This window comes from Streptomyces sp. NPDC016677 (assembly GCF_055562815.1).
The window spans coordinates 474,246-490,624 of sequence record NZ_JBVHEO010000004.1 but is presented as its reverse complement, the minus strand read 5'-3'; the positions used below and the strand labels follow the sequence as shown (position 1 = coordinate 490,624).

Here is a 16,379-nt window from a genome sequence, read left to right as displayed (position 1 = left end):
GAAGTAGTAAGGTGGTGGCGTGGAGACGAGACAGAGCAGCGCCATCGGCCGGCCCCGGGGGTTCGACACCGAGGAAGCCCTTGAGCGGGCCATGCTGGTCTTCTGGGAGCACGGCTACGAGGGGGCCAGCACGGCCGTGCTGACGCGGGCGATGGGCATCTCCACGACCAGCATGTACGCGGCCTTCGGCAACAAGGAGCAGTTGTTCCGCAGGGTGCTGGAGCGCTACTCCGAAGGCCCGAGCGCCTATCTGACCCGCGCCCTGGACGAGCCGACCGCCCACGGCGTCGCCGCCGCGATCCTGGCGGGCACGGTCCGCACGACCACTCGCCCGGCCGGCCCCCACGGGTGCCTGGGCGTCCAGAGCGCGCTGACCACCAGCGACGCCGGGAAGGAGGTCCGCGAACTCCTCGTCGCCTGGCGCCAGGACGGCTGCTGCCGCGTCCGGGACCGGTTCCAGCGCGCCGTGGACGACGGCGACCTGCCCCCCGGGGCCGACCCCCGCCTCCTGGCCCGCTACGTCACCACCCTCGCCTACGGCCTCGCCGTACAGGCCGCCAGCGGCGTCCGCCGCGACGAGCTCCAGGAACTGGCCGACGCGGCCCTGCGCGCCTGGCCGCTCCCCTGAGACCGGGGCGGTCGCTCAGGCCGGACGCCACCGGCCGGAGCGGGTGACGGCGTCCATCAGCAGGTCGAGCAGCCGCTCGCCCTGTTCCCGCTGGTCGGCGGCGCCCGCCACGAGAGTGACGCCCGCCAGGGACATCAGCAGGTCGGCGGCCGGCACGTCGTCCCGGAGCACCCCCTGCGCGACCCCGGCGCGGCGCAACTCCTCGATGGCGCCGGCCATCCGCTCACGGGTGTGCGAGCCGAGCCGCTCGTCGTCCCGGAGGAGGGCCTTCAGCGTGTCCGCCATGCCGTGCTTGGCGGCGAGGTAGTCGAGGACCTCGGACATCCACGCCCGCAGGGCCCGGTCGGCGGGCAGTTCGGCCAGCAGGTCCGCGGTCCGGGCGGCCAGCCGGGCCGTCTCGTAGCGGTAGGTGGCGTCGACGAGTTGCTCGCGGGTCGGGAACCGCCGGTACAGGGTGCCGATCCCGACGCCCGCGTCCTTGGCGATCTGCTTCAGGGTGGCGGCGGCGCCGTCCCGGGCGAAGGCCAGGGCGGCGGCGGCGAGCAGCTTGTCCTCGTTGGCCCGTGCGTCGGCACGGACCGGCCGGTCGGCCGGAGCGGGCATATCCGGGTCATCCTCTCGACTTGCCATGCGGAGCCGACTCCGCTTACGGTTGCCAACCAAGCGGAGCCGACTCCGCATGCTCGGAACGGTAACAGGTCACGAGAGGCGGCACCCCATGCAGTACCGCACGTTGGGCAGTACCGGAGTCCAGGTCAGCTCGCTCTGTCTCGGGGCGATGATGTTCGGGAAGTGGGGAAACGCCGACCACGACGACTCGGCCGGCATCATCCGCACGGCGCTCGACGCGGGCGTCAACCTCATCGACACGGCCGACGTGTACTCGGACGGCGAGTCCGAGCGCATCGTCGGCAAGGCGATCGCCGGACGGCGCGACGACGTCGTCCTGGCGACCAAGGTGTCCAGCCCGATGGGGCCCGGCCGCAACGAACGCGGCGCCTCCCGGCGCTGGATCGTCCGCGCCTGCGAGGAGAGCCTGCGCCGTCTGGGCACCGACCGCATCGACCTCTACCAGGTACACCGCCCCGACCCCGCCACCGACCTCGACGAGACCCTGGGCGCGCTCTCCGACCTCGTACGCGCCGGGAAGATCCTCTACGCCGGCTCCTCCACGTTCGCCCCCTCGGCCATCGTCCAGGCCCAGTGGACGGCGGAGCGCCGCGCCCGCGAGCGCTTCGTCTGCGAACAGCCGCCGTACTCCCTGCTGGCCCGGGGCGTGGAGGCCGACGTGCTGCCGACCTGCGAGCGGTACGGCATGGGGGTGCTGGCCTGGAGTCCGCTGGCCGGCGGCTGGCTGTCGGGACGCTGGCACCGCGACGCGGCCCGCCCGGCCGGCAGCCACCGCACCAGCACGATGCCCTTCCCGACCACCCTCGCCCACTACGACCTGGACGTGCCGGGCAACCGGGCCAAGCTGGACGCCGCCACACGGCTCGCGGCGGTGGCCGACGAAGCGGGCCTGACCCTGATCCAGCTGGCCCTGGCCTTCGTCACCACGCACCCCGCGGTGACGGCGGCGATCATCGGCCCCCGCACCGCCGAGCACCTGCGCGGCCAGCTCGCCGCCGCGGACACCGTCCTGGACCCCGCCGTACTGGACGCCGTCGACCGCGTCGTGTCCCCGGGCACCGACCTCAACCCCGAGGACACCGGGTACGGGGCGGCGGTCCTGGCGGACGCGGGGCGCCGCCGGGCGGCCGGCGGGTGAGCCGCGGCGGTCCCGGTCAGCCGAAGTCCGACTCCATGGCCCGCGCGGCGGGGCCGGACGCCCTCTCGGAGCCTCGCCCCTGGTCCGCCGCCGGATCCGTGAACGACAGCGTGCGGGCCGTGCCGAGGAGCACGGAACGGTAGTCGTCGGCGAGTTCGACCGACGAAGTCACCAGCTGCACGACGACGATCGACGACGTACGGGGCTCCGGCACCGCCACCGTGCCCTGCCAGACACTCCCCTGCCTGGGCTCCTGCTGGCCCGCGGGCGGGGCGCCGGGCGCCGGCGTCCTGCGGACCCGCTCGGTCAGGAACCCGACGCCCGCGGGCAGTTCGACAGGGCGCACACCGTCGGTCTCGTCGCCCCCCGCGCCGTCGGCCACCATGCCGGCGAGCACGCGCAGGGGGTTCGCCCCCTCGGAGGGGACGGCGGACATCGTGAGGACCGACGACGCGGGCTTCCCCTCGGCGTCGGGGTGCACGCCCAGCGCGTAGACCGCCACCGGCTGCTTCCGCAGGAGCAGCACGGTCATGGCGTACAGGCGGAACGTCTGGTCGGCCCGGGCACGGGCTTCCTCGGGGAGTTCCCTGAGCTGCCGGGCCAGTTCGGCGACCCCTTCCTCCGTCGGGTCCAGGTCCACCTCCGTGTACCCGTGCGGGAGTCCGTACCAGAACCGCGGCATCGGCCTGGTCTTCGTGTCCGTGTTCACAGCCGGATGCTCCCCGCGAGTTCGGCGATGTCGGTACCGAAGGTCCCGAGCGTGCCCGCCGCGCCGGACAGGGCGACGCCCGCCTTGGTGGCTTCGGTGGAATCGTGGCCGATGCCGTCGTCCGGGAACACGCCGAGCGTCTCCGCCGAGGAGACGGTGTTCGCCGTCGCGTTGATGCCGTTCAGAGCCCAGTCGCGCACCTTGCTGGGCGCCGTGGCCACGTCTACCGCACGGTCCCAGTTGACCGCCTTCAGTTCCGTGGCGAACGTCGTGGCCTTCGAACCGAGCGACATGGCCTCGCCGCCCTCCCTGGCGACCGCCGCCGCCAGGCCCACCTCGCTGCCCGCCCTGGCGAGCATGCCGACGCCGGGTACGACGCCCAGGGTGTCGCCGACGACGGAACCCCACGCGGTCAGGCCGGCTTTCCACCCGTGCTCACCCATGAGCGAGTCCCGGAAGTCCTCGCTGGCGAGGTTCTTGCTGAGCGCGGCGGCACTCGCCACGATCGCGATCGCGGCGAAGGCGGGCGCGAGGGGGGTCGGGAAGAGCGCCAGGAGTCCGGCGATGGCGCCGATCGTTCCGGCGTGCTCCAGCAGGAACGTGCCCACGTCCTTCAGGAGGTCGCCGATGCCCTCGACGGCCTTGCTCAGCCACCCCGGCTCCTTGGGCGCCAGCTTGTCGTCCGCCTCGTCGAGCCTCTTCGCGACGCTTTCGGCCTTGTCCCTGTTCTCGCCCTCCAGGGTGCGGGCCTTGGCGAGCACGTCCTCGTACGCCTGGTTGGCGTTGTCGAGCTGGGTGGTCGCCTCGTTCAGCGAGCGCTCGGCCGCACGCAGGCGGGCTGTGGCGGCGTCGGCCTCCTGCCGGCTGGGGAACTCCTGGCCGGCCAACTGGAGATCGGGGTGCCGGGCGGCGTCGTCATGGTGCCGCTTGGCCTTCTCGGCGGCGGACTTCTTCTCGCCGGCTTCCTCGTCGTACTTCTTCGCCAGGTCCCGGTGGGCGGAGAGGTCGCCGTTCCAGGTGTCGAGCGACGCGGCGGCCTTGTCCAGCGAACGCGCCGCGTTCCGCATGTACTCCGGCAGTTCACCGTCCAGGGCGTCGCGGAAGGCGTCCGCCGCGTCACCCTCCCAGTGCGCGCTCTCCCCGAGCAGTTTCTCGATCTGGCGGTGAGAGCTGTCCAGCGCGTTCGCCGCGGCCTTCACCTTCTGCCGCAGTGAGGCGACCTCCGCGGGAATGCCGGGGACCGGGTTCCAGCCGAGGTTCGGATACGGGTTCGTCGTCATCAGTTCGTCCCCCCGCCGCCCGAAGTGGAGGACTCCGCCATCTGCTTCAGAGTTTTTTCCAGGTTCTCCTCGAACTCTTCATAACTCAGCTTGTTGGCCTTCACGCCCTCACTGATGGCACCGATCATCTCGGCAAGTTGTCCGGACCCGTACTTCCACCTCTCCTGGAAAGCATCACAGGCCTCGTCCAGTCGCGCGGTGCCGATCTCGGCGCTGCGGACATGAGAAAGCGCCTTGCGGGCCTCATCGAGATCCTTCGTCGCCTGTTGCAGCGTTCTGACAAATCGGTCCAACTGGTCGACGTCGACCTTGAAGTGGTCACCCACCTCGCACCCCCGTAGTAACTCCGTCCGTCCGGGTGGCAGCTTATAGCAGTAGAGTGGCGCGTCGATCACGCTCGGAGACGACCTTCCACAGCCACCGCCACACACGAGTCATACGCTAGGAGAATCCGTGAAGGCCCCTCTGGACAAACGCGCTTTCGACCACCCCGCGACCCGGACGGCGTGGGAGGAAGAGCGGCGCAGAGCGAAGCGAAGGGGCTGGATCTGGCACTCCCTGTATTTCCTGTCCTGGGTGGTGTTCGGTGCGCTGCACGCGAATGCCTCCAGCGACCTGGCCAGGGAACGGATCGCCGGGGGAATCGCTCTCGTGACGCTCGTCTACCTGTCGGTCCTTTATCTGCGCCGCGATGTCATGGGGTCTTTGAACCGCATTCGGCGCGTACTGGAGCAGCACCCCTGGCAGGCCATCCCCGCGGCACACCGTTCCTCGGACGCCAAGGATCTCAACGGCGTCCCCGTCCGACTGCGGTACGCCGAGGGCGAGGAGCCGACCGCACCCATGTCCGCGCGGAAACCGACCCGCCGGCGCCACTGGCCCGAGTCGCTGGAGCACGGTGCCTGGTACGCCGGTGAGGTGCGGCGGGAGGCGGAGCGCGGCAGGCGCGGGTTCGGTGTCCTCGCCGTCCCGGGCGGTGACGAGTTGCTGGAGGTGTCGGGTGCCGCGGTGGTACGGCGGCGGGAGCGGCCCGGCGGGTGAGGGCGGGCGTCACCGCCGGGCCCCCGTCCGCTCGCCGGTGCCCACCGGGTCCGCGCCCGTCCGATTTCTTCAAGACCGGCCGCCCAGCGCCGCCTACGGTGGCCGCATGACCGCACGATTCGACGCCGTCGGCCTGGTCGTCTCCGACATGGCCGCTTCCGTGACCTTCTACCGCCGCCTGGGCTTCCCCTTCCCGCAGGGTGCCGAGGAACAGCCGCACGCCGAGGCCGGGCTGCCGGGCGGCATCCGGCTGCTGCTCGACACCGAGGAGACCGTCCGCTCCTTCCACCCCGGGTTCCGGCCGCCGGCCGGCGGGGGCCGGGCCTCGCTGGCCCTGCGGTGCGAGACGCCGGAGGAGGTGGACGCGCTCTACGAGGAGCTGGTCCGCGCCGGCTGTCACGGTGAGCTGAAGCCGTGGGACGCGTTCTGGGGGCAGCGGTACGCCGTCGTGCACGATCCGGACGGCAACGGCGTGGACCTGTTCGCCGCGCTACCCGGCGCCGCCGCCCAGTAGCGCCGTCGGGGGCAGGCCCGTCAGGTCCCGTACGTCCCGGGCGAGGTGGGCCTGGTCGGCGTAGCCGGTCCGGGCGGCCGTCTCCGCGAGGGCGACGCCGGTCCGGGCCAGGGCGAGGGCGCGGCGCAGGCGCAGGACCCGGGCCAGGGTCTTCGGGCCGTAGCCGAAGGCGGCCAGCGAGCGGCGGTGCAGCCGGCGGGCGCCGATGCCGAGTTCGTCGGCGGTACGGGCCACCGGGCGGCCCGCGTCCAGGGCGGCCACGATCCGCAGCAGGAGCGGGTCGGGCGGGTCCGTGTCCGCCGCCCGGGACAGCGCCGCCTCCTCCAGGCCGCGCGCCGGGTCCGCCGCCGCGTTCACCCGGGCGGTGAGGCGGCGGGCGGCGGCGGCCGGCCAGAGGTCCGCGAGCGGCACGCGCCGGTCGCGCAGCGCGTGGGCCGGTACGCCGAGGAGGGCCGGCGCCGTGCCCGGGTGGAAGCGGACGCCCGCCCACCGGTCGCCGGTGCCCCCGGGGACGTGGGCGCGGGTGTCGGGGCCGGCCACCAGCAGGTGCCCGTCGTGCCAGAGCAGGTCCATGCAGCCGTCGGGCAGCACACGTCCGGTGCCGTCCGGGGTGCTGCTCCACACCACCGCGCCGGGCAGTCGGGACGGCCGTTCGGTGTACACGGGTGCCAGGCTATGCCGTCAGGGCCCGCGCGCGGTGTTCCCGGGGGCTGACGCCGTAGGCCCGTTCGAAGGCGGCGGCCAGGCCGAGGGGCGCGCCCGGACGACAGGAGCCCGGGGACCAGTGGGCGAGGGCAGGGGCCGGGCGCCCGCGGGGGGTCAGTCCTCCCCGCCTCGTGGCCCCGGCCCCTCCTCCCCCCGCGGCGTCGACTTCGCGTGGGTCCGCAGGCGGGAGGTGACGTCCTCCGGGGGCAGGAAGCGGGACCAGCGTTCGGGGAACTCGGAGGGCATGTCGGGGTCGGCCTCGCCCTGCGCGGCGGTACGGGCGACGTACTCGGCGACCTGCGCCTGGCGCACCCGCTCGTTGGCCTCGCGGGCGGCGGCCGTGGCGGCGGCCGGCCAGACCCGGTCGATGGCCGCGTTGACCGCCGCCCCCACCAGCACCGCGAACGCGGACACGCCGATCCACAGCAGCACGGCGACCGGCGCGGCGAGCGACCCGTAGATGGTGGGGCCCTCGACGGTGCTGGTGAGGTAGATCCGCAGCAGGATACTGCCGAACACCCACATGGCGAGGGCGACCAGCGCACCGGGGACGTCCTCGATCCAGGGCGAGCGCACCGGCACCGACACGTGGTACAGCGTGGTCAGGAAGGCGACCGACAGGACGAGGACGACCGGCCAGTACAGCACCTGCACGACCGTCGTCGACCACGGCACGATCCGCACCACCGCGTCCGGGCCCGCCACCATCAGCGGCAGCGCGACCGAGCCGATCAGCAGCGCCACGATGAACAGGCCGAAGGCGAGCAGCCGGGTCTTGACGATGCCCCGGACGCCGTCGAGGCCGTACATCACGGTGATGGTGTCGATGAAGACGTTCACCGCGCGGGAGCCCGACCAGAGCGCCAGCAGGAAGCCGAGGGAGATGACGTCGGGCCGGCCGCCCTTCATCACGTCCTCCAGGATCGGCTCGGTGATCTCCTTGACGCCCCGTTCGGACAGGACCGCGCGGGAGGCGTCCAGGATGTTGGCGCGCAGGCTGTCGGTGGTGTCCGCGCCGATCCACAGGTCCACGTAGCCGAGCAGGCCGACGAGGCTGAGCAGCAGGGGCGGCACCGACAGCAGGGTGAAGAACGCCGCCTCGGCGGCCAGTCCCAGGATGCGGTACTCCATGCAGGAGTTGACGGTGTCCTTCAGGAGCAGCCAGGCGGTCCTGCGCTTGGAGACGTTCCGGTAGAGGGCGCGGGCGCGATGGAGCCGTCCGGACGGCCGCTCGGGGGGTTCACTTGCTGGCTGCACGACCTAAAGGTATCCGCCGTGACCGGCGCCTCTCATCCCGCGGTGGCCCGCGGCACGGCGGACACCGGCCGGGACCGGTCTGGCATGTCCGCGTTGACCGGAAAGCATCGGTCCCGGCATCGGTCCCGGCATTAGTCCCGGCATCGCTTCCGCTCCACCCGGCCCGGCCACGGGAACGCGGTGCCGGTGCCGGGTCCCGGGTAGGTTGCCAACATGACAGGCAGCACCCACACCGTGACGAACCAGGCCCCGCCCCTGGTCGGGTACGACGTCTTCGCCGCCGACCGGGCCCTCACGGCGGCGGTCGAGCGGCATCTGGCGCCGGACCTGGCCGAGGAGGCGCGGGCGGAGCTGTCCGGCCTGGGCCGCAGCTGCGGGTCCGCGCAGGCGCAGGAGTGGGGGGCGCAGGCCAACGCCAGCCCGCCCGTCCTGCGCACCCACGACCGGTACGGGAACCGGCTCGACGAGGTCGACTTCCACCCGGCCTGGCACCGGCTCCTCGGCAAGGGCGTCGCGGCGGGGCTGACCGCCGCCTGGTCCCGGCCGGGCGGGCACGTACGGCGGGCCGCCGCGTTCCTGATGTGGACGCAGGTCGAGGCGGGCAACGGATGTCCACTGTCGATGACGCACGCGGCGGTGCCCGCGCTGCGCGCCGATCCCGCTCTCGCCGCCGAGTGGGAGCCGCGGCTGACCTCGACGATCTACGACCGGGAGCTGCGGCCGGCGCGTCTGAAGGCCGGCGTCCTGTTCGGGATGGGGATGACGGAGAAGCAGGGCGGCAGCGACGTGCGGGCCAACACGACCGCCGCGCGGCCGCTGGCCGAGGAGGGCGCGTACGAGCTGACGGGACACAAGTGGTTCTGCTCGGCGCCGATGTCGGACGCCTTCCTGGTCCTGGCCCGGGCCCCGGCGGGACTGACCTGCTTCCTGGTGCCGCGGGTGCTGGCGGACGGCACCCGCAACGTGTTCCTGATCCAGCGGCTGAAGGACAAGCTGGGCAACCGGTCCAACGCCTCCGCCGAGGTCGAGTTCGCCGGGACCTGGGCGCGCCGGGTCGGCGAGGAGGGCCAGGGGGTGCGCGTCATCATCGGGATGGTGGCGGCGACCCGGCTGGACTGCGTACTGGGCTCGGCGGGGCTGATGCGGCAGGCGGTGGCGCAGGCCGTGCACCACGCCGCGTACCGGGAGGCGTTCGGCGCGAAGCTGGCCGACCAGCCGCTGATGCGCAACGTCCTGGCGGACCTCGCGATCGAGTCGGAGGCGGCGACGACGCTGGGGCTGCGGCTGGCGGCGGCGTACGACGACGGCGGTGACGCGGAGCGGGCCTTCCTGCGGCTCGCGGTGCCGGCCGCCAAGTACTGGGTGACCAAGCGCTGCGCGCCGGTGGCGGTGGAGGCGGCCGAGTGCCTGGGCGGCAACGGGTACGTCGAGGAGTCCGGGATGCCCCGGCTGGTGCGGGAGTCGCCGCTGAACTCGATCTGGGAGGGCGCGGGCAACGTCCAGGCGCTGGACGTGCTGCGGGCGCTCCAGCGGGAGCCGGCGGCGCTGGACGCGTATCTGACCGAGGTCGGCCGGGCGCGCGGCGCCGACCACCGGCTGGACGCGGCGATCCGGGACCTGCTGACCGACCTGGCGGACCTGGGGCACGCCGAGGCGCGGGCGCGACGGCTGACGGAACGGCTGGCGCTGGTGCTCCAGGGGGCGCTGCTGGTCCGCCACGCGCCCGCGGAGGTCGCCGACGCGTTCTGCGCCGCGCGGCTGGGCGGCGACGGGGGCGCGGCCTTCGGCACGCTGCCCGCCACCCTCGATCTGGCGTCCGTCGTGGAGCGGGCGCGCCCGGTGGCTTGATCCGGACGATGGCGCGGGGGGCGCGGGGGTGGTACCGGGGGTGATACGGGGGGTGGTGCTGCGCCGACACGGCACCACCCCCCGCGCACCGGCCCGTTTCAGGCGGGCGTGCGTCGCCTTGGGCGACGCGAGGTCAAGTCTGGGGCACCGCGCGGCGCTCCACCAGGGTTGCAAGGGGTTGCAACTTCGCCGTGCGCTGTGTGCGGACTGTGTCTCCGGTGCCAGGGCAAGCGGTGAGAATGAGACGCAGACGCCAGACGGGGTGCGAGCCCGTCTCTCGGAGGGAGGACCCAGGCCGGTGACGCTCTCGCCGATGGACGTGACGCAGGTGGCGGCCGTGGACGTGACACACGCGGCACGGATGCTGGACGCGGTCCGTTCCGCCCGGCTCGCCGGCGGGCGGGCCCCGGTGGCTCCGCGACCGGTGATCGAGCGGTCCTGGGAGCGGATGCTGCGCAGCGGGGTCGACCCGGACCACGACGTCCGGACCGGTCTGCTCTCCCGCGAGGAGGTGGAACGGCGGCGGGAGGCGTCGGCGCTGCGGCACGTGCTGCCGGTGCTGCGCGAGGGGCTCCTGTCCGCCGTGGACATCGCCCAGCACATCATGGTGGTCGCGGACGACGAGGGCCGGGTGCTGTGGCGGGAGGGCAGTCCGCAGGTGCTGCGCAAGGCCGACGGGCTCGGGTTCGAACTCGGCGCGGACTGGCGGGAGGACGTGGTCGGGACCAACGGCATCGGCACCCCGGCGGTCGTCCGGCGGCCCGTACAGGTCTTCGCCGCCGAGCACTTCGTCCGCTCGCACGCCACTTGGACGTGCGCCGGGGCGCCCATCACCGACCCGCGTGACGGGCGGCTGCTCGGGGTGGTCGACGTCAGCGGGCCGCTGACGACGATGCACCCGGCGACCCTCGCCTGGGTCGGCGCGGTGGCCAAGCTCGCCGAGGCCCGGCTGCGAGAGCTGCACGTACGGTCGCTGGAGCGGCTGCGCGCGGTGGCGGCGCCGGTGCTCGCCCGGATCGGCGGGCGGGCCCTGGTGGTGGACCGGGACGGGTGGGCCGCCGCGGTGACCGGGGTGCCGTACACGCGGCGGATCGCCCTGCCCGAGTCCGTGCCGGCGGGGGTGCTGTCCCTGCCGTCGCTGGGGCCGTGCGCGGTGGAGCCGCTGGCCGACGGCTGGCTGGTGCGGGCCGTCGAGGAGCCGGCGCCGCGGGAGGTCACCCGGATCGTGCTGGACCTCGCACAGCCGCGGCGCCGGTCGCTGCGGGTACGGGGCGGCGCGGGCCACTGGAGCCACGAGCTGAGCCCCCGGCACGCCGAGCTGCTCTACCTGCTCGCCGTCCACCGCTCCGGCCGCAGCGCCGCGGGCCTGGCCGAGGACATGTTCGGCGACCCGGCCCGCACGGTGACCGTGCGGGCCGAGCTGTCCCGCGTCCGGCGCTACCTCGGGGGCCTGCTGGCCCATCGGCCGTATCGTTTCTCCGACGACACGGAGGTGGAGGTCCTCCTCCCCGACGACCCCCGCGACCTGCTGCCCCACTCGACGGCCCCGGCGGTGGCGGAACGCCGTCGCCGCTCGGCGGCGGTCCACTGACCGGGACGGCACCCCGCGCCCGCGGGCAAGTGTGACCGGATCGTGGGCGCCAGGGGTACGAGTGGGGTTTCTTCCACTCTTTTACGGGACCCGCGTCCACGGAGGAGCCCGTCTGTCGTAGAGTCAACGATCGACTCATCGGGCGTAGTTGGTCCGCTGCCTGTGGAGGTTTCATGACGCATCGCGGCAGACACCGCCGGCGCAGGCGGAGCAGAGCACTGCGCGCGACCCTGACCGGCGCCGCCCTGGCGCTGACGGCCGCCGCCACGATGATCAGCGCTTCACAGGCCGAGGTCGCCGACGGTCCCGGCGGTCTGAAGCGGCTCACGGCGTCCGCCGACGTCACCCGGCTCGGGCTGACCGAGCGCCAGGTGCCCCGCCGCTGGCTGGGCCGGCTGTCCGCGTCGATGGGCTCCCCGGTGGGCGTCCGCACCGTCCTGGCCTCCGCCGACCGCACGCTGCGCCCCACGGACGACTGTACGGACGCCGAGCGCGAGTCCCTGCCGATAGCCCCCACGGCCACCCGCGCCTACTGCTGGGACGGCGCCGACACCAGCGGCTGGTCCCCGGGCGCCGTGACCACCTCGGCCGACGCGGACGACGACGGCCGCTGGGGCGCCGACCAGGTGATCCTGTCGGCCTGGTCGCGCGACGACACGGCCACCGGGCGGCGCATGACCCGGGTCTCCTTCGTCGACGCCGACGGCACCGGCCGGCCGCGCTACACCTCGGTCCTGCTGGTCCTCCCGGTCGACGGCGGCCGGGACTACCGGCCGCTGGCCTCGCCCGTCTCGGGCATGGTCTGGTACCAGGACAAGCTGCTGGTCACCGCCGGCGCCGGGGACCGCAACGCGCTCTACGCCTACGACCTGGACCGCATCCAGCGGACCACCGCCGACACCGACACCGTGGGCCGGGTGACCGGCGGCTGGTCGGCCGGCGGCCACCGTTACGTACTGCCCGCCGTCGCCTCCTACGAGGCGGACGACAGCCCCGGCGCGGGCCGCCCCGACGTCCTGTCCCTGGACCGGGGCACCACACCCGACAGCCTTGTCGCGGGCGAGTCCGTGCCCGTGGACGACGACCGTCCCTCCCGGCTGTGGCGCTACTCCCTCAGCACCGAACCCGGCCGCGCCGGCCTGCCCGCCACCGACCCCACCGGCCGGGCCGGGGCGCGCGAGGTGTACGAGACCGGGGCGCGCGGCATCCGCGGCGTGCTGTCCCACCGCGCGGCCGGCGCGGACCACGCCGAGTGGTACCTGGGCGGCACCGTCGGCAGCCCGGACGGGCGCGGCACGCTGTGGCGGACGGACCTGGACGGTGCCCGGGCCACCGAGTGCGGCGCCGACCGCTCGCACCTGTGCTGGAGCGGTGAGCCGGGCTCGCTGGCGTACTCGCCCCGCACCGGCGAGGTGTGGTCGCAGGCGGGCCAGACCCTGTTCGCGCTGCCGCTCGACGCGGTCGACGGCGCGCTGGGGTAGCCGGCCGCCGTCGACAGCGGCCCGCACCGGATGATTTTCTGACCGGCATGACCACCATCCCCGTGACCACCTGGTCCCTGGAGCAGACGGCGCCGTCCGACCTGCTGCCGTCCGACGCCCCGGAGGGGGACGTGCGTGTCGTGCGCGCCGAGGTGCCCTCCCCCGAGTTCAGCCGCTTCCTCTACACGGCGGTCGGCGGCGACGTCCGCTGGACCGACCGGCTGGAGTGGACGTACGCGCGCTGGCAGGAACGCCTGGCCCGGCCGGGCGTGGAGACCTGGGTGGCCCACGCGAGCGGCACGCCCGCCGGATACGCGGAACTGGTCGCCGGGGACGACGGCACCGTGGAGATCGAGTACTTCGGCCTGATCCCGGCGTTCCGGGGCCGCCGTATCGGCGGGTACCTGCTGTCGTACGCCACCGCCCGCGCCTGGGACCTCGCCGAGCGCCGGCCGGGGCTGCCGGCGACCAAGCGGGTGTGGCTGCACACGTGCAGCAAGGACGGCGAGCACGCGATGGCCAACTACCAGCGGCGGGGTTTCCGGCTGTTCGACACCAAGGTCGAGGAGGAGACCGAGGTGCCCTCCCCCGGGCCGTGGCCCGGCGCCTTCCCCTCCTGACCTGCGCCGAAACGGCCGGAACCGGCCCATGTGACCAACGACACCATTGTCTCACGGTACGAGACAATGGTGTCCACATTCCGGATGAAGCTGGACTGTGTCCAGAACGCCGTGCCACGCTTCCGTCATGCCTGGAACTGGAATTGCCTTGGTGAGTCGACGCCACGTCGACCTCGGCCGCATGTCCAGCGCCATCTGTCCGGCGCGCTGAGAGCTACCCCAGCAGCACCGGTCTCTCCCTTCGCCTGAATTCCTCGCGCGACGTCGCGCCCGTATGCCCATGCGCCCGCCGCGCAGGTCAGTGCCGTATTCCGCCTGTCTGAAGGACGTGTCCACGATGGCCGCCACCCCGCCCGAGCCTGCCGCCACGACTCCCCGCCGCAAGGTGAGCCGTCACCGCGGTGAGGGTCAGTGGGCCGCGGGTCACTTCACCCCGCTCAACGGCAACGAACAGTTCAAGAAGGACGACGACGGTCTCAATGTCCGGACACGGATTGAGACGGTCTACTCCAAGCGTGGCTTCGACTCGATCGACCCCAACGATCTGCGCGGCCGGATGCGCTGGTGGGGGCTGTACACCCAGCGCCGCCCCGGCATCGACGGCGGCAAGACGGCCGTCCTGGAGCCGGAGGAGCTGGACGACGAGTACTTCATGCTGCGCGTCCGCATCGACGGCGGTGCGCTGACCACCCGGCAGCTCCGCGTGATCGGCGAGATCTCGCAGGAGTTCGCCCGTGGCACGGCCGACATCACCGACCGGCAGAACGTCCAGTACCACTGGATCCGGATCGAGGACGTGCCGGCGATATGGGAGCGGCTGGAGGGCGTCGGCCTGTCCACGGTCACCGCGTGCGGCGACACGCCCCGCGTGATGATCGGTTCCCCCGTCGCGGGCATCGCCGAGGACGAGATCATCGACGGCACGCCGGCCCTGGAGGAGATGAAGCGCCGGGTCCTGGGCAACCCGGCGTACTCGAACCTCCCCCGGAAGTTCAAGACCGCGATCTCCGGCTCGCCGGTCCTGGACGTGGTGCACGAGATCAACGACGTGGCGTTCGTCGGCGTCCGCCACCCCGAGCACGGCCCGGGCTTCGACCTGTGGGTCGGCGGCGGTCTGTCCACCAACCCCAAGCTGGGCGTGCGGCTGAACGCCTGGGTGCCGATCGAGGACGTCCCCGACGTCTACGAGGGCGTCATCTCGATCTTCCGCGACTACGGCTACCGGCGGCTGCGCAACCGCGCCCGGCTGAAGTTCCTGGTCGCCGACTGGGGCCCGGAGAAGTTCCGGCAGGTGCTGGAGGACGAGTACTTGAAGCGGAAGCTGACCGACGGTCCCGCGCCTGACGAGCCGGTGGCCCGCTGGCGCGACCACATCGGGGTGCACCGGCAGAAGGACGGCCGCTACTACGTCGGCTTCGCGCCGCGCGTCGGCCGGGTCGACGGCACCACCCTGACCAAGATCGCGGACGTGGCGGAGGCGCACGGCTCGGGCCGGGTGCGCACCACCGTCGAGCAGAAGATGATCGTCCTCGATGTCGAGGAGGGGCAGGTCGAGTCGCTGGTCGAGTCCCTGGAGGCCCTGGACCTGACCGCCCGGCCCTCCACCTTCCGGCGCGGCACCATGGCCTGCACCGGCATCGAGTTCTGCAAGCTGGCCATCGTCGAGACCAAGGCGCGCGGCTCCCAGCTCATCGACGAACTGGAGCGCCGTCTGCCGGAGTTCGACGAGCCGCTCACCATCAACCTCAACGGCTGTCCCAACGCCTGCGCCCGTATCCAGGTGGCGGACATCGGTCTCAAGGGCCAGCTCGTCGTCAACGACGCGGGCGAGCAGGTCGAGGGCTACCAGGTCCACCTGGGCGGCGCCCTCGGTCTGGACCCCGGCTTCGGCCGCAAGGTGCGCGGCCTGAAGGTCACCTCGGACGAGCTGCCCGACTACATCGAGCGCGTGCTGAAGCGCTACCAGGCCGAGCGGGAAGACGGCGAACGATTCGCCACCTGGGCGGCGCGTGCCTCCGAGGAGGCCCTGAAATGAGCGAGCGCGCCGCTCCCTTCTACTGCCCTTACTGCGGCGACGAGGACCTCCGTCCGAGCGAGGAGGGCCACGGCGCCTGGGAATGCGGGGCGTGCAACCGCGCATTCCAGCTGAAGTTCCGCGGGCTGCTGGCCCGCGGGCTCCGGCCCGACCCCTCGGGAGGGGAAGCGATATGACGGCGATACAGGAAGAGCGTACGACCGAGGATCTCAAGGCACTCGCCGAGCGGGCGGGCCGCGAGCTGGAGGACTCCTCCGCGCTGGAGATCCTCCAGTGGGCCGTGGAGACGTTCGGCGAGCGGTTCTGTGTGACCTCCTCCATGGAGGACGCGGTGGTCGCCCACCTCGCCTCCCGCGCGATGCCGGGCGTCGACGTGGTGTTCCTCGACACCGGCTACCACTTCCCCGAGACGATCGGGACCCGGGACGCGGTGGAGGCGGTGATGGACGTCAACGTCATCACCCTCACGCCCCGGCAGACCGTCGCCGAGCAGGACGCCGAGTACGGGCCGAAGCTGCACGACCGCGACCCCGACCTGTGCTGCGCCCTGCGCAAGGTCAAGCCGCTGGAAGAGGGCCTGACGAACTACGTGGCCTGGGCGACGGGGCTGCGCCGCGACGAGTCCCCGACCCGGGCGAACACCCCCGTCGTCGGCTGGGACGAGAAGCGGCGGAAGGTCAAGGTCTCCCCCATCGCCCGCTGGACCCAGGACGACGTGGACGCCTATGTCGCCGAGCACGGCGTCCTCACCAACCCCCTGCTGATGGACGGCTACGCCTCCGTCGGCTGCGCCCCCTGCACCCGCCGGGTGCTGGAGGGCGAGGACGCGCGCGCCGGCCGCTGGGCGGGCCGCGCCAAGACCGAGTGCGGGCTGCACGGATGACCACGATCATGGAGGAGTC

Annotated in this window: 18 protein-coding genes; 12 read left to right on the top strand and 6 right to left on the bottom strand. The window is 73.1% G+C overall.

The window, feature by feature from the left end; genetic code table 11:
• The first annotated feature begins 19 nt into the window (after positions 1-19).
• Positions 20-628 carry a TetR/AcrR family transcriptional regulator gene (locus tag ACZ3IG_RS15610; protein WP_467432307.1) on the top strand — a complete coding sequence of 203 codons (609 nt, stop codon included), beginning with the start codon at positions 20-22 and terminating at the stop codon, positions 626-628.
• Positions 629-643: 15 nt separating this feature from the next.
• Here ACZ3IG_RS15610 and ACZ3IG_RS15605 read toward each other — a convergent pair whose 3' ends face one another.
• Positions 644-1,231 (bottom strand): TetR/AcrR family transcriptional regulator, encoded by a 588-nt coding sequence (locus ACZ3IG_RS15605; protein ID WP_467432306.1) that lies wholly within the window; start codon positions 1,229-1,231, stop codon positions 644-646.
• A 115-nt stretch (positions 1,232-1,346) separates the two neighbouring features.
• On the opposite strand from ACZ3IG_RS15605, the gene ACZ3IG_RS15600 reads away from it, so the two are divergent.
• A complete protein-coding gene (locus ACZ3IG_RS15600) occupies positions 1,347-2,396 on the top strand; it encodes an aldo/keto reductase (RefSeq protein WP_467432303.1) in 1,050 nt (349 codons plus the stop codon).
• Positions 2,397-2,412: 16 nt separating this feature from the next.
• Here the strand turns inward: ACZ3IG_RS15600 and ACZ3IG_RS15595 are convergent, their stop codons facing one another.
• From ACZ3IG_RS15595 to ACZ3IG_RS15585, 3 genes are read right to left on the bottom strand one after another with little or no spacing between them, the layout of a single operon-like run.
• Positions 2,413-3,105 carry a hypothetical protein gene (locus ACZ3IG_RS15595; RefSeq protein ID WP_467432301.1) on the bottom strand — a complete coding sequence of 231 codons (693 nt, stop codon included), beginning with the start codon at positions 3,103-3,105 and terminating at the stop codon, positions 2,413-2,415.
• Positions 3,102-4,385 (bottom strand): putative T7SS-secreted protein, encoded by a 1,284-nt coding sequence (locus ACZ3IG_RS15590; protein WP_467432299.1) that lies wholly within the window; start codon positions 4,383-4,385, stop codon positions 3,102-3,104. Before ACZ3IG_RS15590 ends, ACZ3IG_RS15595 begins: the two co-directional genes overlap by 4 nt.
• Complete coding sequence (locus ACZ3IG_RS15585) at positions 4,385-4,711, bottom strand: hypothetical protein (RefSeq protein ID WP_467432296.1); 327 nt, start codon at positions 4,709-4,711, stop codon at positions 4,385-4,387. The genes ACZ3IG_RS15590 and ACZ3IG_RS15585 overlap by 1 nt, the downstream gene beginning before the upstream one ends.
• A 127-nt stretch (positions 4,712-4,838) precedes the next feature.
• Here ACZ3IG_RS15585 and ACZ3IG_RS15580 point away from each other — a divergent pair, with 127 nt between their 5' ends.
• Together ACZ3IG_RS15580 and ACZ3IG_RS15575 are read left to right on the top strand one after the other, a co-directional pair.
• Positions 4,839-5,426 carry a hypothetical protein gene (locus ACZ3IG_RS15580; RefSeq protein WP_467432295.1) on the top strand — a complete coding sequence of 196 codons (588 nt, stop codon included), beginning with the start codon at positions 4,839-4,841 and terminating at the stop codon, positions 5,424-5,426.
• Positions 5,427-5,532: 106 nt separating this feature from the next.
• Complete coding sequence (locus ACZ3IG_RS15575; protein ID WP_467432294.1) at positions 5,533-5,940, top strand: VOC family protein; 408 nt, start codon at positions 5,533-5,535, stop codon at positions 5,938-5,940.
• Here ACZ3IG_RS15575 and ACZ3IG_RS15570 read toward each other — a convergent pair.
• Both ACZ3IG_RS15570 and ACZ3IG_RS15565 read right to left on the bottom strand, forming a co-directional pair.
• A complete protein-coding gene (locus tag ACZ3IG_RS15570) occupies positions 5,917-6,603 on the bottom strand; it encodes a helix-turn-helix domain-containing protein (protein WP_467432293.1) in 687 nt (228 codons plus the stop codon). The two genes, ACZ3IG_RS15575 and ACZ3IG_RS15570, sit on opposite strands and share 24 nt — an antisense overlap.
• A gap of 156 nt (positions 6,604-6,759) precedes the next feature.
• Complete coding sequence (locus ACZ3IG_RS15565; protein ID WP_467432291.1) at positions 6,760-7,902, bottom strand: YihY/virulence factor BrkB family protein; 1,143 nt, start codon at positions 7,900-7,902, stop codon at positions 6,760-6,762.
• A 213-nt stretch (positions 7,903-8,115) separates the two neighbouring features.
• On the opposite strand from ACZ3IG_RS15565, the gene ACZ3IG_RS15560 reads away from it, so the two are divergent.
• The 8 genes from ACZ3IG_RS15560 (at position 8,116) to ACZ3IG_RS15525 (ending at position 16,360) form a co-directional block, all read left to right on the top strand.
• Entirely contained in the window at positions 8,116-9,750 is a 1,635-nt protein-coding gene (locus tag ACZ3IG_RS15560; RefSeq protein ID WP_467432290.1) for an acyl-CoA dehydrogenase family protein, read from the top strand.
• A 313-nt stretch (positions 9,751-10,063) separates the two neighbouring features.
• Positions 10,064-11,341, top strand: coding sequence for a GAF domain-containing protein (locus ACZ3IG_RS15555; RefSeq protein ID WP_467432289.1), 1,278 nt, complete (start codon positions 10,064-10,066; stop codon positions 11,339-11,341).
• A 173-nt stretch (positions 11,342-11,514) separates the two neighbouring features.
• Positions 11,515-12,822: a hypothetical protein gene (locus tag ACZ3IG_RS15550; protein ID WP_467432288.1), complete on the top strand. Its 1,308-nt coding sequence runs from the start codon at positions 11,515-11,517 to the stop codon at positions 12,820-12,822.
• 47 nt (positions 12,823-12,869) lie between these two features.
• Positions 12,870-13,442, top strand: coding sequence for a GNAT family N-acetyltransferase (locus ACZ3IG_RS15545; RefSeq protein WP_467432287.1), 573 nt, complete (start codon positions 12,870-12,872; stop codon positions 13,440-13,442).
• Positions 13,443-13,569: 127 nt separating this feature from the next.
• Positions 13,570-13,653, top strand: coding sequence for a putative leader peptide (locus tag ACZ3IG_RS15540; RefSeq protein WP_310887545.1), 84 nt, complete (start codon positions 13,570-13,572; stop codon positions 13,651-13,653).
• A gap of 126 nt (positions 13,654-13,779) precedes the next feature.
• Positions 13,780-15,477, top strand: a complete 1,698-nt coding sequence (locus ACZ3IG_RS15535; RefSeq protein WP_467432285.1) for a nitrite/sulfite reductase — start codon at positions 13,780-13,782, stop codon at positions 15,475-15,477.
• Entirely contained in the window at positions 15,474-15,653 is a 180-nt protein-coding gene (locus ACZ3IG_RS15530; protein ID WP_467432284.1) for a hypothetical protein, read from the top strand. Before ACZ3IG_RS15535 ends, ACZ3IG_RS15530 begins: the two co-directional genes overlap by 4 nt.
• Complete coding sequence (locus tag ACZ3IG_RS15525; RefSeq protein ID WP_467432283.1) at positions 15,650-16,360, top strand: phosphoadenylyl-sulfate reductase; 711 nt, start codon at positions 15,650-15,652, stop codon at positions 16,358-16,360. The genes ACZ3IG_RS15530 and ACZ3IG_RS15525 overlap by 4 nt, the downstream gene beginning before the upstream one ends.
• Positions 16,361-16,379 lie beyond the last annotated feature (19 nt).